The sequence below is a fragment of the uncultured Shimia sp. genome (assembly GCF_913054185.1).
GTDB lineage: Bacteria > Pseudomonadota > Alphaproteobacteria > Rhodobacterales > Rhodobacteraceae > Shimia.
This window is the reverse complement of the sequence record NZ_CAJXIV010000061.1, coordinates 1-23,382: the sequence shown is the minus strand read 5'-3', so window position 1 is coordinate 23,382 and position 23,382 is coordinate 1. Positions and strand designations below refer to the sequence as shown.

The following is a 23,382-nucleotide window of genomic DNA, read 5'->3' as shown; positions in this document are numbered from 1 at the left end:
GTTTGCATCCACATCGGCACCGTTGGGCGAGCTTGCCACTGCCCCACTCTTCAACGCCGTTTTTGCCGACATAGACAACGACGGCTGGCCGGACCTCTTCTTAACCACCTACCTGCAGGGCAACTATTGGTGGCGCAATGTGGAGGGAAGCTTCGGCTCTGAACCCCCCAAACCCGTGCCAAACAACCCGCAAACACCCCTGTCGCTCGCTGTGGCACTTGCGGATGTGGATGCCAACGGCACGTTGGATGTGGCGCTGGGCAACTGGGCGGCGGGCTGGTACCGCCGCATCCCGGGCGAAGAAAGCCGCAACCGCCTGATCCTTAACACCGACGGTGCCCTCACCGGCGAAACCTATGCCGACATGCCGGGCATCCCCGGCGAAACCTTGTCCATTTTGTTTTCGGATTTTGACGACGACGGCGCCACGGACCTGATTGTCGGCAACGACTTTGACATCCCAGACTATTTTTACCGCGGAGATGGCAAAGGTGGGTTTGCCATGCTCACGCAACCGCAGGGCCTGATCCCGCACACCACAACCACAACGATGGCCATCAAGACCGCAGACTTGGCCAACGACGGCTCCACTGACATCTACCTCGCACAGATTGCAGGGCGCTCATCCGGGGTGTCAGACACGCTAAAAATGCAGTCGCTTGGTCAATATTGCGATGGCATCCAAAATGCGGATGCCAAAGACCGCTGCCAGCAAAACATGGACATCAAATCCTGGTACAAGTCTGGCAATAATTTCGACCCTACGTATGCCAAAAACTGCCAAAAATTGTCCGGACGGGATCAGGTGGAATGCAAGGCGATGCTGGTCAAAGATCTGGCCATTCAAAAGCGCGATCCATCTATCTGTGAACTGATCCGCGCTGACCAGCCCATTCCCCGCGCCTATTGTGATTGGCACTTCCAGCCAACGCGCACCGCCACAGCGGAGGAAATTGCGCTCACGCACCCGCAAATCTTGCGCTCCAATGTCTTGCTGGCCCGCAATGGCGCAGGCTGGGAAGACCAGGCCGAAGCCCGCGGCTTGGACGTTGGCGGCTGGAGCTGGGACACCAAGATTGCTGACTTTGATCTGGACGGCTGGCAAGACGTCTACATCGTAAACGGCACATGGGTGCCAAACGAAGTCTCGCCCTCCAACCTCTTCTTCCACAACCAAGGCGACGGCTCCTTCACGGAGGCATCTGGGCCCTTTGGTCTCGAAGATTACCTGATGACCGCCAGCGCCACGCAGATCGATTTTGATAACGATGGCGATCTGGATTTGATCACCCATCCTGTGAATGGCCCGCTGGTGGCCTTCCGCAACAACGCCCAAGGCGCGGCGGTGGTGTTTCAACTTGAAGACCACATCGGCAACCGTGACGGCATCGGTGCACGTGTCACCATCACCGTGACGGATGGCGGCACGCAGACGCGCGAGCTGCAATTGGGTGGCGGCTTCATGAGCTTTGATGCGCCGCGCGCGCACTTTGGGCTGGGTGACCAAACCGAAGCCACCGGCGCGTCAGTCTCTTGGGCGGATGGCAGCACCACTTTCCTGAAGGGGCCGTTTCAAGCCGGGCACATCTACACCGTCGTGCGTCATCCGTAAGGTGGTGTTGCGTCGTTCGGGATCTTTCTAGCTCTCAATTTGCCTTCGCAAAACAGCTGCGATGCAGACGTAATACCGACGTCGATTTTTGGCGCGCAACGCCTGCGGTTGCTGCGTTTCTCTCTTGGCAATCCTCGTCTCTGACTCTGGCGCCCATCCCCCATTGATGGAGCTGCCAAATGTCAGAACACTCTTCCCGTCTTTCGTTGCCGTTTATCATGCCCTCACAGGCGCAAAAGCACGTCACGCACAATGAGGCTCTGCAAATTCTGGACATGATGGTTCAGACTGTTGTTGAAGCTTTTGACGCCACCGACCCGCCGTCGCAGCCCACCGACGGCGCCACTTGGGCACTTGGCGCGTCCCCTACGGCGGGGTGGTTGGGCCACGAGCATCACTTAGCCACTTGGACCAATGGGGCCTGGCTTTTTATGCCACTCCAGGAAGGTTTTATGGCGGTTGAACGCGGTAGCACTGAAATTGTCATTTGGGATGGAACCATTTGGAAACCAGCGGAAATCTCCGAAGCGTCAAACCTGAATGGCGTGGGTGTGAATACGGGGTTTGATACCACCAACCGTCTTTCCGTTTCGTCACAAGCCACTCTGCTGACCCATGAGGGCGCAGGCCATCAGGTGAAAATCAACAAGGCCACGGACACCGACACTGCAAGCCTGCTGTTTCAGACCGACTGGTCCGGTCGGGCTGAGATGGGCACCTCAGGCAGCGATGCGTTTTCTATCAAAGTCAGCCCCGACGGGGCTTCATGGACTACCGGCTTACAATTTGACGCCTCAACAGGAATTCCCAATGCTCCTGAGGGTTTAGATGTGGGCGGCTCCCTTTCCGGCACCGCTGTCACACAAGGCAACATGGACACCACAGAGGGGCGTATCCTCAAAGTCGGCGACGGTGGGGTCTTGGGGGACGCGGTGCAGGTCAGCGGCGGTGCCGACCTGCACACACGTGGTCTCGCGTGTGGCAACTACGTTGCAGTTGCCTCTGTCACAGACGGCCTACCTGAAACCGCCGCGTACTGGCATTCGCTGATGATGTCCTCCAGAGAAAATGGCTTTTTGTCAGGAATCGCCATTCGTAATGCCGCAAATCTCGCGTCTCAGCGGTGTTGGTTTGGCACGGGTGGCACCGCAACCGACCCGATCGTTTGGACAGAGTTCTGGCACAAAAGTAACACCACGGTCGACACCAATGGTTTCTTGAAAGAAGCCAGCCCGATCGTGCGGTTGAAATCCTCCGGCATCGAAGAGCCAGCGGACCCGCTGAATGCAGATTTTTCTCGTCTTGGTACCGGTCTGTACCAAATATCAAATGTGCCTCCGTTGGCAGTCGCAGGATGGCAGATTGAAGTGCCACTAGATGCCAACGGCAACCGTATTGTTTTTGTGGATGCCCAATATGATGCCACAGATCAGGTGCTGAGCGTCACAACATCGCACGTTGTTTGGGACGGTTGTTGGGCGGCAGGAACTGCCAGGGACATTCCAGAAAACCGGTGGGTGGATTTGCGTTTTGTGTCCCAGAACGAAGATGCCAGCGAGCTTTGACGTCGGCTGGATAGGTGGTCCACAACGCCTGTGTGTGGGCCACAACTCTCCGCTCCAGTTAACCTTTGGCACCTTGCCCGCGGGAATAGACATCCTCATAGCGGATGATGTCGTCTTCACCAAGGTATGACCCAGTCTGCACTTCGATCAAAACCATTGGCACCTTGCCTGGGTTTTCCATCCGGTGCGTTGCACCCAATGGGATGTAGACTGATTGGTTTTCCGTCACCAGTTTGACCTCTTCGTCAATTGTGACCTGTGCGGTGCCCTCTACAACTATCCAATGCTCAGATCGGTGATGGTGGCTCTGCAAACTCAGGGCCGCGCCAGGATGCACGTGAATGCGTTTCACCTGAAAACGTCCACCGACCACCAAGCTCTCAAACCAGCCCCACGGGCGGTAGTCGCGTGGTAGAATTTCGGCCTGTGATGCGCCTTTTTGCTTCAAGGCCACAACCGCCTTTTTCACGTCCTGGGCCCGGTCTTTATGCGCAACCAGCACTGCGTCTGGCATCGCAACGGCAATCACATCTTGCAGGCCGATGCCAACAAGTTGTTGCGCGTCATCTTCGGCGCGCAACAGCGTGTTTTCACATTCGATTGAGGTGGCAGGACCACTTGTAACAACGCCGTCACTGTCCGGACCACTTTCCAGCCAAACAGCGTCCCAACCACCAAGGTCGGACCAGGCGCCACTGAATGGCACAACAGACAGGTTTTCCGCTTTCTCCATGACCGCATAGTCAATGGAGATATCTTCCATCTCCGCCCATGCTTCTGGGTCAAGCCGGGTGAAACTGAGGTCTAACTCTGCCGCATCCACGGCTTTACGTGCACTGGCCAACATGCCGGGCGCATGTTTTTCAAAGGCTGCAATCAGCTTATCCGTGGCAAACAGGAAAATGCCTGCGTTCCAAAGATGCTGACCGCCAGCCAACAAACCTTCGGCTTTTTCGGCATCAGGCTTTTCGACAAAACTTTTAAGGGGCTGCGCAACAGGCGCAAAATCATCTTCTGGACTTTGGCTTAGCTCCAGCCAGCCATAGCCGGTTTCTGCCCGGTCGGGACGGATCCCAAAGGTGACCAGCTGGCCATTCGCGGCGGTGGGAGCCGCTGCGGCAACCGCCGCGCGGAACTGTTCAGCGTCCGGAATTACGTGATCCGAGGGAGCAACCAACATCAGCGCACCTGGTGTATCGGCTTCCAGCACCAAAGCTGAGGCCAAAATTGCCGGCGCGGTATTGCGCCCTTCCGGCTCGATTAGCGTCGCCGCTGCACTGATTTCTTTTGCTGCCAATTGTTCAATAACAATGAACCGAAAATCAGAGGCGGTGATCACCAATGGCGCGGCAAAACCGTCACCAGACAGGCGCTCAGCCGAGGCTTGAAACAGACTGTCTTCACCGGTCAGCTTGGCAAATTGCTTGGGATAACTTTTGCGACTTAGTGGCCAAAGCCGGGTTCCAGAGCCACCACAGAGGAGAAGAGGATGAATGATATGGGTCATGTGAAAAGTCCTTGGGTCGAAAAATTATCCGCGAAAGCTGTCCTGATTGTTGAGAAACCACTGATAGGTCTCTTTCAAACCGTCTTCCAATTGTACACGCGCTGTCCAGCCCATGTCACCTAGACGGCTCACATCCATCAGCTTTTTCTTGGTGCCATCAGGTTTGCTCAAGTCCTGTGTAATCCGCCCTGAATAACCGGTCACCTCAGCGACCATGTGGCCCAACTCTCCAATAGAAATGTCTGTGCCTGTTCCCACGTTGATGTGGCTCAACATTGGTTCCGTGTTGGCCTCATAGGTTTCTTTGTCCAGCTCCAGCACAAATAGGCTGGCCGCTGCCATGTCGTCAACGTGCAGGAATTCCCGCATGGGCTTGCCAGTGCCCCACATCACAACCTCTTCCTGCCCGCTCTGAGCGGCCTCATGGAAGCGGCGGATCAGGGCCGGCATAACGTGAGAATTTTCCGGATGGAAGTTGTCACCTGGCCCATAAAGATTTGTCGGCATCACTGAGCGGTAATCCACACCATGTTGCCGATTGTAGCTTTCACACAGTTTGATGCCCGCGATTTTGGCCACGGCATAGGGTTCATTGGTGGGTTCAAGCGTGCCAGTGAGCAGCGCGTTTTCCTTCATCGGCTGCGGTACAGCCTTGGGGTAGATGCAGGAACTGCCCAACTGCAACAACCGCTTAACACCCGCTGCAAAGGCCTGGTGAATAACATTGCATTCAATCATCAGGTTTTTGTAGATGAAGTCCGCCGGATAAGTGTTGTTGGCATGAATGCCGCCCACTTTGGCAGCTGCCAAGATCACAATGTCGGGTTTTTCGTCCTGCATAAACTCGCGCACAGCAACCTGATCGGTGAGATCAAGTTCAGCATGAGTGCGCGTGATCAACGTCAGATCTTCTTCCACGGCCTTGCGAACTTGAAGGCGACGCAATATTGCGCCACCAACCATGCCGCGATGTCCAGCTACGTAGATTTTTGTCATGTGGCCTCTTGGAGTTTTGGACTAGCTGAATGCTTCAGCCAGTCCAAATGCATTGATTAACCGTCTGTTTTGGAAAGAGTATAACCTTGGTTCTCAAGGATGCGCATTGTCTTACGAGCCAAAGCCACCCATTTTTCCTTATCATCCCGGAAAGGAGTGGAGGAATCGCTATCAGAATTTTGCGCGCGACACATGGACTGGGCGAGAGCAATCGCTGGCGGTTGTGTAATGGTTTTTTCGGTCATATTTATCTCCTATGAAAGTTTGTTTTGTGGGTCTTGGTAAAGCTTGGCGTCAAAATTGTTGTGCGCAGAGTTGTATCCAATCGATATTCGCGCTAGCGCATCCGTGTTTATTTAGATTTACCTCCTTCGATTCCCAATAGATCAAACTCTGAGTCGGAAAGGCCGGCTGGTGCTCGAGACCACGTTGCCTCACCACGTACCTTGCGGGCGGGCACACCAGCAAAAATGGAGTTTTCTGGCATGTTTGTTGTCAATATCGCTCCCGCTGCGAGAATTGAACCTTTTCCAATTCTGACGTCAGGCATGACAATGGTTTGCCGGCCAACCCAAACGTGATCCTCAATTTGGACAGATCGGCGTCCGCTGTTAATGACCGCCATTGTGTTTAGATCGATTATTCCATGTTGGTCATTGGACTGGACAAGAATGTCCCCCGACCATAGTCCATCCTCTCCCACAAAAATATCAGCATTGTCGCACACAATTTTGGCTTTGTTGATTGTTGTTCCGTTGCCAATTGACAGGCTGCTGTTGCGCCACATACGAACATCAAGGTTGAGTGGACCGCGTGAATGGATTTGAACTTTGCCTCGGCCGGGGCCGAGTGAGAAACGAAGTTTTCCGCGAAAATCGGACTGGCTCACTTCGATGCGGTAATTTTTACGCAATCCCGGGGCAGGCGACAAACTTACAGCGATACGGGAAATAACCTTCGGTGATGCCACAAGGACGGAGTCCTGGCACAGATGCCTCTGCGGGTCAGGAACAAGCTCTGCCAGGTCATATTCCACCAGTGTTTCGCTCATGTATATGCGGCGCCCCAATAGTCCGCCGGCTTTCCACAAAATGAGAACAGTTTTTGCACGTCCTCAGAGAGGGTTGCGCAGATTTCTTGGCGCCGTTCTTGAGAAATCTCGCCTACGGACCACTTCCGACTTGTGGCCTCCGGGCGTGAGCCGCGATTGTGTACTTTTTGTGGAATATCTGCCCCGAGGCAATCAACGCCGAGAAACTCGAAAATTGTGTCCAGCGTACCGGCAAAATCTGCTTTTAGGTCTTCAAGGAAAACCACCTGTATCTGATTGTCAGGAAAAACATCGAGGAATGCTGAAAGTTGGTAAAAATACCGAGTGCGATCGATGAACCGTTTGCGATGTGATGGTAACCCCAGAGACGCTTCAAGGTTGGTGTATTTTTGAGGTTGAGTGCGTGTCCAGTGATTAAAGTGAGACACGATGCGACTTAGGGGTTCACGTACAATATAAAGCAGTTTCATGTCGGGATTGTATTCAAAGATGCGTTCAGGAACTCCAGGGAATTCGTCTCTAAAAGAGTACTGGGGGGTGGTTTCAAAATAGACCTTTACACCTTCTTCGATCGGGAAGTTGGATTGATACCATTCCTCTCCACGATCAAAGCGGCTGGTGAAGTACATTAGTTCTTTTTCACGAGATCCAAAAATCTGTGGATGGAAATGCAAGTAATTGTGCAAGGAGGTCGACCCGGCTTTACCTGCTCCTATTGCGATAGTGTTAGGTAGTCTCATAGACTCAACCTTTCAAATAGTCTGATACGAGCCAAAGAATGCTTGGTCGAAATATAAGAAATCCCGGCTTTAGAAGGACCAGCCGAATGCATCGATTTCCTTCGCGTAGATATCTGCAACCCTGTCTCGCAGCTCCGTGTCGTAATACTTTTGATAAGGAACCGTTTTTTTCCCACGGGGCCCTCGCTTTAGCTCAGGGATCGGCGGTGCATCGAGATCAAGTTTTTGACAAATGCGATTATAATCCGCCGACATCGTATCATAGCGAATGTATTCATCCGCGACTGGCACACCATTTATGAAATAGATATGTGTATCCAGGCCAATTGTGAGATTGCTGTCATCTTCGGGGTTCATAAAAGCCCGAAACGCGGCGACGATCTCCTCTTCCGGCAAAGATTTGACCCCTGGGTTTCGGAAGTGGAACCAAGATACGGTCTTATCCCAGGGATTTCTAATGTTGCAAATTTTGGTGTAGCCTTCCCAAACCTCTGGCTCCAGTTGGGCCTTAATTTGGCTTGCTGGCATGTGATTATACCATTCATTTTTTTGCGCCACATCCGAACCACGGGCACCAACGATACCATAGTTTGAGATGGAGGCGTCACTAGCCACGTTTTCAGTAGGAAGTTTAACGTCAGGTGGCAAGCAATAGTCCTGCAAAGCGACCTCTACCGAGGTACCAGCTGTTTTTACTGTCTTAATGTAGATAAACTTCTTGGTGTGTGAAACTAGCATTCGATTATTCCTAGTATAGGTTTTCGGATAGGATTTGGTAGGCGTGAAAGCTCACCCGATTTCCACGCTTACCGGCACTTCCATCCCATGCTCCTTTAGAAGGGCATGGCGTCTGGCAACCTTCAGGTCCTCAGTCACCATTTCAGAGCACATTTCTTGCGCAGTGATCTCAGGAACCCAACCCAACTTTTGTTTGGCTTTGGTTGGATCGCCTAGCAAGGTTTCCACCTCCGCAGGGCGGAAATATAGCGGGTCAATACGCATCACTACATCACCCACGTTTAGTGCCGGCGCCATATTGCCTTCGATCGCCGCAACCGTGGCAATCTCATCTACACCGCTGCCTGAGAACTCCAGTGTGATGCCCAACTCCTCAGAAGACCACGTAATAAATTCGCGCACGGAATATTGCACACCGGTTGCAATCACATAGTCCTCAGGGCTTTCTTGCTGAAGCATCATCCACTGCATGCGCACATAATCTTTGGCATGGCCCCAATCGCGCAGGCTGTCGATGTTGCCCATGTAAAGACACGGCTCCAAGCCCTGGGCGATATTGGCGAGCCCGCGAGTGATTTTTCGGGTCACAAAAGTCTCGCCCCGGCGCGGGCTCTCGTGGTTGAACAGAATGCCGTTGCAGGCGTACATGCCGTAAGCTTCACGGTAGTTGACTGAGATCCAATAGCTGTAAAGCTTTGCCACGGCATAAGGGGAGCGTGGGTAGAACGGTGTTGTTTCTTTTTGTGGTGTTTCCTGCACCAAGCCATAAAGTTCAGATGTGGACGCCTGATAGAAACGGGTTTTCTTTTCTAGGCCCAAGAAGCGGATGGCCTCCAATAAGCGCAGCGTACCGATCGCATCAACATCAGCCGTGTATTCCGGCGCTTCAAAACTCACGGCAACATGGGACTGTGCGCCAAGGTTGTAGACCTCATCAGGCTCAACCTCTCGCATGATCCTGGTCAAGTTGGAGGTGTCGCTCAAATCACCATAATGCAGCTTGAAGTTTGCATTGTCGACGTGGGGGTCTTGATAGATGTGGTCAACACGGGCCGTATTGAACAAAGACGCGCGACGTTTGATGCCGTGTACTTCGTACCCTTTTTCGAGCAAAAACTCGGCCAAATATGATCCATCTTGTCCGGTGACACCGGTAATAAGTGCTTTTTTCATGTTCAAGTCCACTATTTAAAATTTGCTTGCATACTCATGCACGAGCCGGCTCCAAAACAGTTGGGGAGAATTGAGGCCATAAATGTACTGGATGAGTTATGCAGCGAGAGCCTGCAGCCGTTTTTCCCAAGTTTCGAACAGCTTAAGCATTTCCTCAATTGGCATATCGGCGAACCGGTCGACCGAAACATCGAAGGTTTTTGCCGCATAGTGGCGCATCTCTTTGGTGATCGTGTCGCGCACAGGATAGCTGTCTCCCCAAGCCTCGTCGAGCATGCTAAGCCGATCATTGATACGGTCGACAAAACTTGTGGAGGCTCCGACGGAGAAAGGCTTCCGGACAATTGGCAAATCTTCGGACCGGTATCTTGCACCCTGCAGGCGAGCTCGGGTGAAGAAATGCAAATCGCCTGCAATTTTGTAGCGCTCGTCATATTTCAGGTCTTGCATTAATTCGCGGCGAATAAAGCTGGCTTGGTGGTCAAGCGTAGACCCGGCCCAGAATTGTTCAAGTGGGCGGTATCTGTGCAGGCCGCCATCTTCATCGCGAAAAGCTTGACCAGTAAAGATATCATCTTCGTCTGGATTAATCGCTGCGGCAACGTCTTCCAGAACCTTTGGGTTGATAAAATAGTCGGCCGCGTTCATGAACACGAGGTAATCGCCTGTTGCCCGCATTGTGGCTCGATTCATGGCATCATAGATACCATCGTCTTCTTCGATGACCAGTGAATCGATCCAGTTGCCGAAGGACCTCAGCATTTCAGATGTCCCATCCGTTGATGCTCCGTCCTGAACAATCACCTCGTAGTTTTGATAAGTCTGAGAAAACACGCTTTGCATTGTCCGGGTCGCGCCTACGCAGTCATTCCAGACAACAGTGATAATGGAAAACTTGGTCAACGTGCCACCTCCAGAGTTTCTTTTTTGTGGCCGTCGATCAAAGACTGCGCCTGTTTTTGAAAAGTTTCGGCGAGTGTGGCGTTGCTTGCTGTGTGTGTGTGTCGAGACATAGCAAGGCTAGAGAAAGGCTTGGGATCAAAACTGTTGGTGCCCACTGCGGCTTTCAGCCATTTGCGGGCTTCGGTTACGATATGGCGATGTTGGAACGGGGCAACGGCCTTTTCAAAATGATCAAGAACCGCTTCAGGCGCGGGGCAATGGTGCCCAAGTGCTTTAAAGAAGTATAAAACAAGAGCACGGGCGTGCAGGCCGGAGTCCACTCCAGAAAGGCCCGGTGTCAATCGATTGTAAACCGTACCGATCTGGCTCTTGGAATGGCGCCATTCACTGTCGGTCAATGCGGCAAGGCGCAACTTGAAATCCCAATCCTCATAGAGATGCCCAACGAGATTATATCCTCCGGCACGGAAGTATAGCTCTTTGGACATGGTCATATCGCGTGGAATTTGCACGATTCGAGACAGCAAACACTCAAACGCATTTGGGTGTTTGCCGTCATAAGTCTGTGTAGGCTGTAACGATGTATTGTTCGGGTTAACCAGCAGAATATCGCTAAATGCAACGACGTTGTTGTCTCCATCAATGGCAACAATTTCTGCTTGGTTTTTGGTAGGCCAAAACAGGTCATCACCATCCAACTGGGTCCAGTAGTCGGTGTCCAGGCGCGAAATACCAATATGTCGAGCACCGGACGGACCAAGAGAGCTTTCAAGCGGAATGACTTGGAGCGCACTGTACATTTCTTCCAAAACAGCCAGTTTGGTTTTTGAATCGTCTGTCGAACAATCATCCACAACAATGATGCGATCATAAGGCACGGTCTGGTTCAAGCAGGACAAGACGGCCCCAACAATTGTGGTCGAATTGTTGTGACAGGTGATCACGGCGCCAAATCGCTTGCCCTTTTTCAGAGCGCGCAGATCGGTTTCGAGTGTCTGTGCTGTTGGCGTCGGCTGATCCTCACTTGCGTATTTGTTAATCAAAGCTGGCAAATCGATGGGCGTCCGCGCGCACTTGGCAAGCGTCAGGAACGGGCTTTTGCCATCATGCAACATCATTCCGCGCAGCTGAATTGGGGCGCGACGGCCGAGGTCGGCACCCGCAATCGGGAATGAAAATTTGCCTTGCGCGTACTTCTTGGCAATTGCTTGGCGTTGCTCGGTCACGCCGGCTTCCCCCAGCAAGGGGCGGAGAACTTCTTCTTCGTAGAAAGCGTGGCAATCCTGCAGGTAGGCGACATCCCAAGCATTCAAGCTGGTGGCTTTGATTGAGGGGCCCGCCGGTTTGCTGAGACCCATGGCAATACCATCGTTTTGAATGCCAACAAAATCCTGGAGGTTTTGCATGACGCGCGCGCCGTCGCGGCTGAAGTCTTCGTAGCAAAACAGAAACACATTGTCCGGGTACTGACGGGCAACGGCCAAGGTTTCGGCCGTAAAGGTTTGCCACCATGCGGCACTCCATTCAATGGAGCGCGGCGAGTCAAGCGACAGGTGCGCTGTCGGCAAACCACGTGCTTCCAGCTCGACGAGGAAGCGTTCCCGATCATTCTCATGGAACTCTTCGCCAAAGAACGAGAACATGCCAAGACTGGAGTTGATTGTGTCAAACGGATTGCGCAGGCAAGCCACCACTTTTAGATCAGGAAACCGTTCAATATAGCTACCTAATCGACCGGATCCGCGAATTACTTTGGTGAGGCAAGCATCTGGCCCTTGTTCAGGGTCACGATCGCTTGGCCCTGCAAAAAGACTGTCCAAGAAGCTGTCGTGCAGGACACTTTTTTCATTCAGGAGAAGTGGAGTCTCAAGGTGGGTATGCAGGCCAAACTGATGAAGTTGCTCCATCCCAAATGCGTTGCCTTTGGTCGTTCCGCTGCGGATGCTCCACAAATAGGGCTCATAGCGGAAATTGATCCGTTCCTTGCCATCAATCTGAAGAAGTTTCGCCAACTGTTGGTAGATCATGGTGGTGCCGGAGCGACCAATCCCGCTTACAAGAATGCGCTGCTCAGGTTGATCACTTGCGCCCTCTACAAACGCTCGTTTCTTTTCTCTGAGAGGTTTTTGCAAGTTGTATTCATCCAGCAAACCACTGTCCTGTCGAGACACTGAAAGAAGCTTTACATACCGCTCAAAGCAGCTCTTGGATTGCTGGCAATTGGAAGCATAGACACTCTTGTGCAGGTTGCCTAATGCGTTTCGTAGTTCTTCGTCGCTTGGAGTCTGATCCGGCAATCCGCTGCGTTTGTAGAGGTCGAAAAGTGACCGGTGGACAACGGAAAACAGGCTTGGGTCAAATTGATCCATTTTAGTACCATCATAAAAAGACAAAAACTTAAATCTGAAGCGTCGATACACTAGCATTTTGCATGCGACAAGGTAGAGAAAAAATGTGCGCCAGATTATTGGTTTTTGGGTTACGGGTGCGCGGATTACAGGTGTGTGTTTGGATGTTGGGCGGTTTTTAGTGTAACTTAGAAATCGATTCCACTCTTCTCAATTGGTCGTCCCCAGGGTGCAAGACGCTGAGCAATATCAGAAAATGAGCTGTAGGTGCTGGCCAGAAAACGGTCAGCCGCCGTCAATAATATAAGGTCAGCCAGAGCATACTGCAATTGCTGAGGCGAACGGTCAAAAAGGTCCCGTTTCAAGCAGACCATGCGGTCTCCGTACCGCGTGTGCAAGCTGGCGTAAGTGTCGGGATGATCCGCAGCTACAAAAAATGTCTGCGCATCTCCTTGTTCGAAAATCTGATCGATTCGATCCATAAACCGTGCGGGCTGACTTTTCCTGCGCCATTCCATGAGTTCTGCGTGGCGCTCCTTGGGCCAGTTTGCGGCTGCTTCATAGGGCAGGTGTTCAAAATCCGCGGCGGACATAGCGCGGATGTGTGCGGCCAGTTGATTGGGGTGACGCACTTGGGCGATCAGGTCTTGCACAGGAGACGCGACTTCCAAATTGCGAAGAAAACTCTGTTCATCGTTAAAATCTACGTGTGGACCTTGTAGCGAATAGGCGGATCGGACGTAGATATCTTGACCCACGTACGGTTCCGGATCCTCAAGGATTGGCGCTGCAAAACAGGAATTTGGTTCGATTTCCATATAGTTATATTCAACGGCCGCATATCGCCGCATGAGGTCAGCGTTGTCGTCTTCAATCAGAACGCCATCATAGTCGATCAGGTCGCGTAGCCGACATTGGCAATGCTCATCTTGTCGCCAAATGACTGCGAGCTCGCGCCCGGTATTCTGCGCTATTGACGCTGCTGAAGCCATGGCACGAAGGCGATTGCACAAGCCATGTTGTGCATCAATGAAAACCCAAGCCACAGAGGATCAGGAGTCTGACGATGAGCGACGCAAAGCGCGGATCGGCTCAGTGACACGCCAAGACTTTGAAGCGTACACGCGTTGAAGCTCCTCCTGACGCTCGGCGACCTCGTGTTCGAGTTGATCGCGTTTTCCAAGCAGCTCTGCCTGCTCTTCCCGCAGGGAGGTTAAAATGGCATCGTGGCGCCTTCCCTCGGCCAAAAGAGCCTTGCCGAGAACAACCTCGCGCAGTTGAATTTGGTTTGCCATTTTTTCCAAGTGCCTTTCCGCAGCATCCTTGGACAACTGTAGCATCTTCACGTTTGCGACTTCACGTTCCAGGCGCTGCTGCATCTGCGTGATATCCTCGCAAAGCAGACAGCGTTCTTCTTCCAGCTGAAGTTCGCGGGGTGAAGTCGCACTTTGTTCACCTGTTGGCGCGGCAATTTGAGTTTGCGCAATGTCCAGCGCTTCTTGCAGAATATTGCGCTCGGCAATCAGGTTCGCACCTTTGTCTTGCCACGCTTTCGTGGTGTCATGGTCGCGCGCGCCCACAACAAGAGCACGGAGTTTTTCAGCATGAGCATCGCGTTGGAGCATGCCAACAGCGACCAATTCATAAAGCGGATCAATACGCGGGGCATCAAAGGCGACGGCCGTTTTGGGGAGCGAAAGTTTAATCTGCAATGCGTCTTGGAGCAGTTTTAAGCTCTTCTTTGGCTCTAGGCTTAGGAAGCGGAAATCCAAGAAAGTTGTACGATTAGGATAATAGCGGTGTCTTTTGACCAGCGCCGCGGCGTAGCGGGTCCACTCTGAGAGGGCATCTTCTGGCGAATTGCCTTTTGAGAGAGATGAAGCCACGATGTATTCAAATGGTGGAACCAAAACCACAACATGACCATCTTTGCACTGAGGGAGCCCTGTTTCGAGCCCTTCTATTGCACGGACGTCTAAGGAGTTTGATGTTTCTTGGAGGGCTGTGGCGTACGCCGTGCCGCAGGGGCGTATAACCGCATCAAAAATAATCGACACGGGCTTGTTCTCGGAGCTTAACGCATTTGGGTTCGTAACTGACTTAGCGGACATCTATTTATCCTAAAAATTTGCGGAGGCTTTTCAGCCAGTTTCTCAAATTGAAACCACATCGATGAATTTTCGTCTAGTGGTTAGCGGAGATGGGAGAAAATCCATGAATCTCATGCCTCAGCCTCGACAATCGTATGGTTATCCGTTCAATAGTCGGGTTAGGCCTGAAAGGCTATATTTGGTAAGAGAATTTTTTTGGAGATTTCTGAGGTTATGGCATATTCGATTGAAGTGCGTGCCAGCGAAGTGATAGCGCAATTGCGTGATACCTCCCTGTCTACCCCTGTAAAAAACGAAGGGCATATTGTTCCAGGAGCTTATTTCAGCTGGGATGATGGGGTCGAGAATTTGGACCTGCAGGTCACATCTAAAGACGGCCAGCTGTTTGAGCTGCGTGCTCAAATAAATGGGAAACCACAGTGGAACACTTTTAATGTTGCGCTGGAGAATGGCAGCGTGTCGGCAGGTGATCTGATTGGGGTAGTTGCCGACGTGTCCGGTGCTGACGGCCTGACAATCCCTTTGTTTATTCGCACGTCCCGCGGGGAAACCATTACTGACACCCCTTTGTCCGAAAAGCTTGTTGGCTCCGCAGTACGCGGCACTCAAACCTTGCTTCACAAAGTGTCACATGTAGACGCCGTGGCAGGCGAAGAGGGCTACCACACACTTGTTGTTGCGCTGCCTTCTTCAAGTTTTGACGTGACACTTCACGACCTCCGTCTGTTTGTGTTGCCCGACGGTGAGGATGAGATCGCCAAAGTGCCCACGCTCTCCAGCTATGCAGGCTAACGTGCGTATGAGGGCCTACATCTCCAAGAAAGTTGCATGATTATGTGTAACCTTCTGGCTGAGGGGTGATCGCGCTCCCTGAGCGTCTCACGCCCTAGCTTGCCGCGGCGCCGCGCTCCGCAAGAAACGCTTCGGCATGGGCCATCGCCTCAGCGATGGTCACGTCCATATCCAGGTAGCGGTAGGTGCCCAGGCGCCCCACAAATGTGACGCCTTCTTCGGCCTCAGCCAAAGCTTCATAGTGCGTGAGCAATGCTTTTTCCTGGACCAACCGAATGGGGTAGTAGGGAATGTCATTGGGGCCGCAGCTGCGGGAGTACTCGCGGTAACACACCGTGCCTTCGTGGTCTTCCCAAGGGGCAAAATGTTTGTGTTCGGTGATGCGAGTAAAGGGAACGTCCGGATCGCCGTAGTTCATCACGGCGCACCCCTGCCAGTCCCCGGCCGCGGTAAAACGCTCAAAATCAAGCGTGCGATACCCCAACCGACCCAGCTTTTCGCCAAAGTACCCATCCAAGGGCCCGGACCAAAAAACATGCTCTGCGTTTGCAGCATGGGCGCGCGCGTAGGGTGTGCTCAGCTGCACATCGATTCCGGGGTGATCTAGGATGTTTTCGATCAGAGCGGTGTACCCGTCTTTCGGGATGCCCTGATACTGATGCGCGAAGTAATTGTCGTTGTAGTTGAAGCGCAGTGGCAAGCGCTTGAGGATAGACGCCGGTAGCTCGGAAGGCGCGCAGCCCCATTGCTTTTCCGTATATCCTTTAAAAAATGCCTCATAAAGCGCGGGGCCGACAAAGCGCAAAGCTTGTTCTTCAAAGTTCTGCGGGTCGGCTATGCCTGTGTCCGCCTGCGTTGTCTCAATAAAGGCGCGGGCCTGTTGCGGATCAAAGGTTTTGCCGAAGAACTGATTGATGGTGTGAAGGTTGATTGGCAAAGAATACACTGCCGCGCCAACGGTTGATTTCACCTGATTTCGGTAGGGCATAAATTCCCCAAAACGGGTGACATAATCCCAAACACGTTGGTTGTCGGTGTGAAAGATATGTGGCCCATAGGTGTGGACCATCACACCGGTCTCTTGGCACCGTTCCGTATGGCAATTGCCCGCAGGGTGATCCCGACTGTCGAGGACTGTGACCTTAAACCCCGCCTCCGCCAAACAGCGTCCAATGACGGCTCCCGAAAACCCGGCTCCTACAACGACGATGTTCATAAAAAATCCAATCTCTGCTCAAAATGTACGTTAGCTCTAAGAGGTCCTGAAATGTGAGACAATTCATCTGGAGAAAAAAGTGCAGCAAAGGCAAGTCAAACCAACGTTGTACGTCCGGAGCAAGCATCTTGGTCTCCGGCGAAATCACAACGAGCCAGTAACAACATGCGGGAGCCCGTTTTAGGGCCGATCAGAGGAAATACGTCTCAAAGTCTAGGGACTGATTTTTTTGCGCAGTTTGCAACTTGTCTTTGACCACATTCAGGTTGGGCAGGAGGTCCATGATGCTCTCTGTATTTTGACCTTGAGTCCTAAGTGCTTTGACAACTCTCTGCCGGCCGTTTTGGAAATCGAGCGGGTTGAGGTCTACAAAATTCAAGATCTCCCTGATGCGCTTTTTCCCCGCAATTGGGTCAGAATAGACATCCTCAAAATGGACAACGAGAGGAGACAAACCACTCTCCTTCATTTGCGTGGCGAGCGACAATCTCCTTGTATGGCAACGCTCTAGGTGATCCAATGCTTGCTGCAAGCTGAGAGGAGAGAGGGTCTTTTCCCCGGATTTAATGTCTCGATAGACATCTTCCGCCGCAGTTTTTCCCCAGGCGCCGGTCTGTTTCGCCAACTCCAATGAGAGGATGCGTAAGTCTTCCGCACGTCGGTCCAAAATGATGTGTCGATAGCCCAATTCTGACGTGGCCGTCATGAGTGCTAGGTTCAGAGCTTCCGGTACAAGTTCGTAACAATGCTTGATGATCGGGCGATCTGACAGCGCAGCAGAGATGTCAGCTTGCATCTTTGCTGCGTCCCCGTTTTTGTTCCAGTCCTGCAGAATCCACCCAAGTTTGCGTTCCACATTGAATGGCTCATGCTGCAGGCTGGGATACTCTGAAAAACTCTTCAAAAGAGTTGTCAACGTTGTCCCACCGGTGCGCTGCATCGTCCAGATGACAAAAGGAGTACTCATGTCGCAACTTTCTCTGCTCAAGTGGCTCGCAAGGCAGTGCCTTTTGCGAGTACCAAAAAAGTGTTTGACTAGGTATACATAGTCGCCTCTGACTTAAAAAGTCGTATCTGCCCCTAGTTGGCGTGATGTGGGTGAATTCCACCTGCATGTTTCGTGCATCCGCCCGGCCCGCAACAGACTTTTTCATAGAAAATGAACACCCCCCCTTTACCCAGCCTTCGTGGTAAGGAACAACACTCATACCTTTCTTGCACCTCATAGATTTTATGCCCGCTCTCTCATCAAGAAATTCTCAAAAACCGACCCCGGCAATTTCTGTCATTGTCCCGGTTTTCAACGTGTCTGACCATGTGATTGCTTGTCTGCACAGCATTCAAGCGCAGACTTGGGCAGATTTTGAGGTCATCGTGGTGGATGATGGCTCCACGGATGAAAGTGGCGGTTTGGCGGCTGCGTTTTGTGAAACCGATGCGCGTTTTCATTTTGTTGCGCAGCCCAACAAAGGCCTCTCGGGAGCCCGCAATACGGGTTTGGACCTTGCCAAAGCGGAGGTCATTTCGTTTGTTGACAGCGATGATCGCATTGCCCCCGAATTCCTCGAGGCGCTTTACAATGCGCTCGAAACTACCGACGGTGACTGGGTCGCTTGTGCGGTGAAGAGCTGCCATGTGGACGGCAACTATTCGGTGCATTCGGCCATCCATGGCGCATCGGAATTTTATGAATCCCCTGTGCCACGTCGCTATCCTTTCGAAGAGTGGCAACAGGTGGTCCGCCATTTTCCCTCTGCCTGGAACAAGCTGTATCGGCGCAGCTTAATTGATGGTTTGCGGTTCGATGAGGGCACTTGGTACGAGGATCACAGCTTTTTTGAACGTGCCGCCGCGCAGACCGATCACCTCCTGCATCTCCCGCGTGCCCTCTATTTGCAAACACAGGGGCGACTTGGGCAAATCACCACATCTGATAGCGATCGCGTGTTTGAACAGATGGATGTGTTGCGACGATTGCGTGGCATTATGGAACTCGGTCCCTTTGATGGTGCGGGGGAGGCGTATGAGCAGATTGCCAGCCGTCTGCTTTTTGAACGCAGCTTAAGCTTACGACACCCCGCCCGGCGCGCCCGGTTTGCCGCGGAGGCGGCACGGTTTCTTCAACGTGAAGGCCTGACGTATGCCACCGATTGGGACAGCGGCATTGCGCTCAGTTGGGGGGTGGAGATGTCTGGTGAATTGCCCCTGTCAGTGTGCATTGAATGCGGCTCTACACCATCGGCAGATCTTCAAACCACACTGGATAGTCTTGCCCAATTGATTGGGCCGGGATTGGAGGTTGTTCTTCTGTGTCGATCCAGGGCAGTGGCGCAAACACTGGAGAAACTGCACCCAAACCTGCGGGTGTTGGATCTGGATCGGCTGCTGCCCGAGCAGCTGTGGCAAGAGGTGAAAGGGCGCTTTGTCTGCATCCTGCGGCCTGGTGTTGAACTTAAGCCCGCCTCACTGTTTCAGATGGTTGAGCACATGTTGCGCCAGAATGCGCAATTGGGGATGTCGGCTTACATGACCCCAAGCCTATCCACTGACGCGGCGCCCAGCTATTGCACCGGCTTTTCTGATCTGCGGGCTTTCAATAACCAACCTCTCGCAAAAGGGCTGTTGTCCATCGATGGTGCTGCAGCTCTGTCGATGTTGCCTGAGCTGTCCGCACGCATGTTTGATCGCCGTTTTTTGATCGATCACAATTTGACACTAACCAAGTCGCCCCGCACCGGATGGACTTTGCAGATCGGTGCGGCGGTGCTGGCGCCTCGTGTGGTGTATGATCCATGGGCTGGTATGTCGATCTCACTTCCAGCGCCAAACACTGAGCCTGTCAGCGCTATTGGAAAAGAGCATGATGATGTGGTTCAGGCCTTGCCAGATGCTGCCAAACACCGCCTGCCCAAAGGATGGCAGCGGCGGCTATTTGGTCGCGCTTTCCAAAGGCAGCAATTGCTTAGAGGCGGGCGAAAAGCTCTACAAAAGGATATTGGCTTTGTGTGGGGCGCTGCCCGCCGTGGCCTGCTTGGCGTCACTCCTGAGGAAGCCAGTTTTGACCTTCCGCATGCGATAAGTCTGGAAAAAGTCTTTGACCCAGTCGGGCGATTGGCAAGATCATTTGGCCGACCGCGGTCGCGATCACTCCTCACCCAACAACAACAACTGGATGCGCGGGTAGATGCCCAGCGCGCCAGAAATGAAAATAGTAAGCTATGGTTTTTCCCGGCAGCATCGCACAGCGCATTCTCTTGTATCGCTGACTTTTCCCAGACAGCATATGCCAATTTGAACTTTCTGGCCGGTGACGGCCTGACCGTTCCGGTGCACTTTTCGCTCCGGCGGGATGAGCGCTGTGTTGTGTTCAACCACCAAGGCAATGACGGTTGGGGCAAAGAACAGTCCTGGCCCTTTGCTTTTGCGGCCCCCGTGCTGAAAATGCGCATCGTGTGTGACGGTCACACCGTGCATCTCGTCTTAGACGGCCAAGAGTTTTGCACTGTGACTGTGGACACTCAATTTCACAAACCTGACGCAGAAGAACTAGGTCTCACCTTAATCGAGCCGCAAGGAGACATCCGTCCCTTGGAAATTCTGCCCAAACTTCCGGAGTCGGATCTGTCTCTTGACCCAAGGCTGACGCTGCAAGCCGCACAAGCTTCTGACGGGCTTCACATCAGAGAATTGACCAGCGGATCCTTGCTTCCCGTGACCGCACTGGAGAGTCTGCCACAGCACCCTGGGGTTCGGGCCCTGCTGCCAGCCCGCCTTTGGACCACCTTGCCGGAAGGCACGGACGCGTCCTTGCACCTTCAACTCGAAAACATCGACGGACACCCTGTTGGCGCGCCTTTGGTTCTGTCGCGGGTCGATTTGGTTGGGCATGTAAAAACGCTACTGGCCCGCAACCTCTATTGTGCAGACACAACGTTGGTGCTGACGGTGTTGGAGCACATCGTTCACGCCCGTCTATATCCTTTACTAAACAGGTCTGAACAAAACACAGTGCAAACCCTCGCCTTGCATTTCGGGTTGGACGCTTTTTTGCTTGGCGCTGACAATGGAGTGGATTTAGGGCAAGATCCGCCTCCCACATCTATCAACCCTGCTGCAACCGACGGTCCGGACCCGATCACCCGGGAGGTCGACGCTGCTTTGGCAGAGCTGGCCGCAAATCTGGCCGACGACAGTGGAAAACCACCTCTGGAAATTGTGGCGCACTTGCCGGTGTCGGCCTTTGCTGCGCAACATGTTTATCTCGCGCTGGGCGAGTTTTTTGCGCGTGACGACCAGGATTTTTTGTCGTTTTTTGCCTTGGCAAAATCTGCAGGTGTGCCGTCGTTTGAGCCAATTGGGCAGTCTTGGCACGATTCAGTTGTCTTGCCATTCTTGTTTGTACAAGGCGACATGGAGGTCTTGCTGGCCACGTTCAGATCGTTGGTGAAACCGAGACAGGATTGGATATCCACCACGACCATCGCTTGGGTTGTTCGACAGACTTTGCGCTCGCAAACAATGTCCAGCCGGCACCGTGCGCATCTGGTGTTTCTCTTTGAGGCGTTCATATCAAGGCGGACGCCAAACTATTGGGAACGGTCGCATTGTCGGGAGCTCACCATGGCGGCTGTGGAGTTGGCACGTCAACTTGATGGGTTGCCAGAACGACAGAGGCGCCGCGTGCTGCGCTTTTGTGTACGCAATTACGGGTTGTCCCGCCTGTTTTGGGAGCTTCTGGCAGACCGCAGTGACGCTCCAATCGCCTCAGAATTGCAAACAGCAAAAACCCATTTTGACAGAATCCAATCCCACGCGCAGGATCCGCAGGCGGCTCATGTGGCGCTTATGTTTTATGACAATGTGAAATGCCCCGATGCGCCCAGAGTCCGGCGTGAGGTGTTTGGTCCTGCAGGGGTCCCGCTGCCGCAAAACACTTCCGTTGATTTGGCGACTTTGCAGCAGACACACAAAGATCCTGCGTTGGCAGCCCTACGGTTTATGGCGGCTCCGGGTGCAGCGACGCCTGAGGCCGCTCTGTCAGAATTGGTTGCGGATCGGTGTTCGCGATTGGTGCAAAATTTGTCCCGGGCGCCTTTCCTTGCGGAGCAAAGGTCAATTGCGGCAGACATCGCCAGCGTGCTCTCCAATCCAGAAGAGACCGTCGATTCAGCACATCTGGAGGCCCTTCTGCGTCGATGTAGCGTTCTTGGCGACAGTCGATCCCACTTTCTGGGGATCGCGCTGGGCGTCATTCTGACCACTTGTTTTGGCAAGACACGTCAGAATCAGGCACATGTGGCGACCGTGGCGCATTGGGTTCGCACACATATGGCATCTCTTGGACAGGCTGATCAGCAAGCTGTTATGTCCAGCACCCCGGTGCAGATGACGCTAGCGGCTCTCTTCCGGAGTGGGCACAGTCAGGATGTGGCCCATGAGTTGAAGCGCTTGCTTTTGGGGGGAACCAAGGCGGAGACCTTGCCGGGTCCCGCCAAAGAGGGCGCGCTTGCGGGATCACCGCTTTATGACACAATTGTCACTGTGTTCTCCTGCAAGCCTTACCTGAATTCGCGCATTCCTGTACTGCGAGACGGCTGGTTGCGCCTTCTGCAGGCTCTGGGCGTGCCCTATGTCGTGATTGTTGGTGACGGGGATGGGCAGCTTCACGGCGATGTGCTGCAACTGGATGCGCCGGACGACTACGAAGGGCTTCCACTAAAAACCCTCGCGGCCATTGAATGGGTGCACAACTCCACTGATTTTGCCCATATGGTGAAGGTGGATGATGATTGTTTTTTCAACGCCCCATTGTTTTTTCAGTCGCTGAACTACCGGAAATTTGACTACTACGGTCGTCGGCTTACACGTGGTGTGGGCCAACTTGATCGGATTTGGCATCAGCAAAAATCCACGTCGCAACGAGGCCGCATGGACCTCGACAAATCTCCGGAACCGTCCACCTATGCCGACGGTGGGTCTGGGTACGCACTCAGCCGCAAAGCCATGTCGGCCGCTTTGACCGCAACGCAAACGTCGGCCGGTCAGCAGCTCATCCAAGTGTCCTTTATGGAGGACAAGTGTCTGGGCGATTTGCTGGCCATGAGCGGCATTTCTGTGGTGGATGAGGACTATACCGTAACCGTGCGCCGCCGCGCGCATGGCGATGGCATTCCTGTGCCGTCATGGCAGAATGGTTTTAACAGCAGCAAATCAGCGCCTGTACATTTGGTGCACATGGACACCACGGATGGTCAGCAGGAAGCCGTTGCCAAGCTGAACACGCTTGAGCTGACGCCCAAGAAGATTTGGCCCAGCTATCAAAATGTGCGCCTGGGCTACCAAAGCAATGCGTTGGAGTTGGTGTCGCCAGAAGCACGATTGCAGCATGCCCGTCACGCAGAGGTCGCGCTTGTGGCCTGTATGCGCAATGAAATGTTCATGCTGCCGCAATTTCTGAAACATTATCGCAAATTGGGTGTTGGCGCGTTCCTGATTGCGGACAACGCCTCTGATGACGGTACGTTGGAATATCTCGCTGAACAGCCAGACGTTTCGGTGTTTTCTGTGGATACCGACTATAAGCTGTCTCACTACGGCGTCGCTTGGCAGCAGGCACTTCTGGCGGAATAC

At 53.1% G+C, this 23,382-nt stretch carries 17 protein-coding genes; 4 read left to right on the top strand and 13 right to left on the bottom strand.

Annotated features, from left to right (window positions below):
* Both QZ517_RS13125 and QZ517_RS13120 read left to right on the top strand, forming a co-directional pair.
* A partial coding sequence (locus QZ517_RS13125) for a CRTAC1 family protein (RefSeq protein WP_294227516.1) occupies positions 1-1,612 on the top strand: 1,612 nt, incomplete at its 5' end.
* Between the two features lie 179 nt (positions 1,613-1,791).
* Positions 1,792-3,177, top strand: a complete 1,386-nt coding sequence (locus QZ517_RS13120) for a DUF2793 domain-containing protein (RefSeq protein ID WP_294227514.1) — start codon at positions 1,792-1,794, stop codon at positions 3,175-3,177.
* A 58-nt stretch (positions 3,178-3,235) separates the two neighbouring features.
* Here the strand turns inward: QZ517_RS13120 and QZ517_RS13115 are convergent, their stop codons facing one another.
* The 11 genes from QZ517_RS13115 to QZ517_RS13065 form a co-directional block, all read right to left on the bottom strand.
* Complete coding sequence (locus tag QZ517_RS13115; protein WP_294227512.1) at positions 3,236-4,684, bottom strand: mannose-1-phosphate guanylyltransferase/mannose-6-phosphate isomerase; 1,449 nt, start codon at positions 4,682-4,684, stop codon at positions 3,236-3,238.
* Positions 4,685-4,708: 24 nt separating this feature from the next.
* Positions 4,709-5,680 carry a GDP-L-fucose synthase gene (locus tag QZ517_RS13110; RefSeq protein WP_294227511.1) on the bottom strand — a complete coding sequence of 324 codons (972 nt, stop codon included), beginning with the start codon at positions 5,678-5,680 and terminating at the stop codon, positions 4,709-4,711.
* A gap of 56 nt (positions 5,681-5,736) precedes the next feature.
* On the bottom strand, positions 5,737-5,925 hold the full coding sequence (locus QZ517_RS13105; RefSeq protein WP_294227509.1) for a hypothetical protein: 189 nt from the start codon (positions 5,923-5,925) through the stop codon (positions 5,737-5,739).
* Positions 5,926-6,032: 107 nt separating this feature from the next.
* Positions 6,033-6,731 carry an acyltransferase gene (locus QZ517_RS13100; protein WP_294227506.1) on the bottom strand — a complete coding sequence of 233 codons (699 nt, stop codon included), beginning with the start codon at positions 6,729-6,731 and terminating at the stop codon, positions 6,033-6,035.
* Positions 6,728-7,471, bottom strand: coding sequence for a sulfotransferase (locus tag QZ517_RS13095; RefSeq protein ID WP_294227504.1), 744 nt, complete (start codon positions 7,469-7,471; stop codon positions 6,728-6,730). Before QZ517_RS13095 ends, QZ517_RS13100 begins: the two co-directional genes overlap by 4 nt.
* A gap of 69 nt (positions 7,472-7,540) precedes the next feature.
* Positions 7,541-8,209, bottom strand: a complete 669-nt coding sequence (locus QZ517_RS13090; protein ID WP_294227502.1) for a sulfotransferase family 2 domain-containing protein — start codon at positions 8,207-8,209, stop codon at positions 7,541-7,543.
* A gap of 51 nt (positions 8,210-8,260) precedes the next feature.
* A complete protein-coding gene (gmd, locus tag QZ517_RS13085) occupies positions 8,261-9,382 on the bottom strand; it encodes a GDP-mannose 4,6-dehydratase (protein WP_294227500.1) in 1,122 nt (373 codons plus the stop codon).
* Positions 9,383-9,478: 96 nt separating this feature from the next.
* Positions 9,479-10,285 (bottom strand): glycosyltransferase family 2 protein, encoded by an 807-nt coding sequence (locus QZ517_RS13080; protein WP_294227498.1) that lies wholly within the window; start codon positions 10,283-10,285, stop codon positions 9,479-9,481.
* The gene (locus QZ517_RS13075; protein ID WP_294227496.1) at positions 10,282-12,654 is read right to left on the bottom strand and encodes a glycosyltransferase; all 2,373 of its coding nucleotides are present in this window, start codon (positions 12,652-12,654) and stop codon (positions 10,282-10,284) included. The genes QZ517_RS13080 and QZ517_RS13075 overlap by 4 nt, the downstream gene beginning before the upstream one ends.
* A gap of 167 nt (positions 12,655-12,821) precedes the next feature.
* The gene (locus QZ517_RS13070; RefSeq protein ID WP_294227494.1) at positions 12,822-13,625 is read right to left on the bottom strand and encodes a hypothetical protein; all 804 of its coding nucleotides are present in this window, start codon (positions 13,623-13,625) and stop codon (positions 12,822-12,824) included.
* Between the two features lie 60 nt (positions 13,626-13,685).
* Positions 13,686-14,744, bottom strand: coding sequence for a hypothetical protein (locus QZ517_RS13065; RefSeq protein ID WP_294227492.1), 1,059 nt, complete (start codon positions 14,742-14,744; stop codon positions 13,686-13,688).
* Between the two features lie 213 nt (positions 14,745-14,957).
* Here QZ517_RS13065 and QZ517_RS13060 point away from each other — a divergent pair, with 213 nt between their 5' ends.
* The gene (locus QZ517_RS13060; RefSeq protein ID WP_294227490.1) at positions 14,958-15,536 is read left to right on the top strand and encodes a hypothetical protein; all 579 of its coding nucleotides are present in this window, start codon (positions 14,958-14,960) and stop codon (positions 15,534-15,536) included.
* A gap of 94 nt (positions 15,537-15,630) precedes the next feature.
* Here the strand turns inward: QZ517_RS13060 and glf are convergent, their stop codons facing one another.
* Positions 15,631-16,752, bottom strand: a complete 1,122-nt coding sequence (glf, locus tag QZ517_RS13055; protein ID WP_294227488.1) for a UDP-galactopyranose mutase — start codon at positions 16,750-16,752, stop codon at positions 15,631-15,633.
* Between the two features lie 190 nt (positions 16,753-16,942).
* Positions 16,943-17,719, bottom strand: a complete 777-nt coding sequence (locus QZ517_RS13050) for a hypothetical protein (protein ID WP_294227486.1) — start codon at positions 17,717-17,719, stop codon at positions 16,943-16,945.
* Between the two features lie 266 nt (positions 17,720-17,985).
* Between QZ517_RS13050 and QZ517_RS13045 the strand changes: the two genes are divergently transcribed.
* On the top strand, positions 17,986-23,382 hold a 5,397-nt coding region (locus tag QZ517_RS13045; RefSeq protein ID WP_294227484.1), incomplete at its 3' end, for a glycosyltransferase.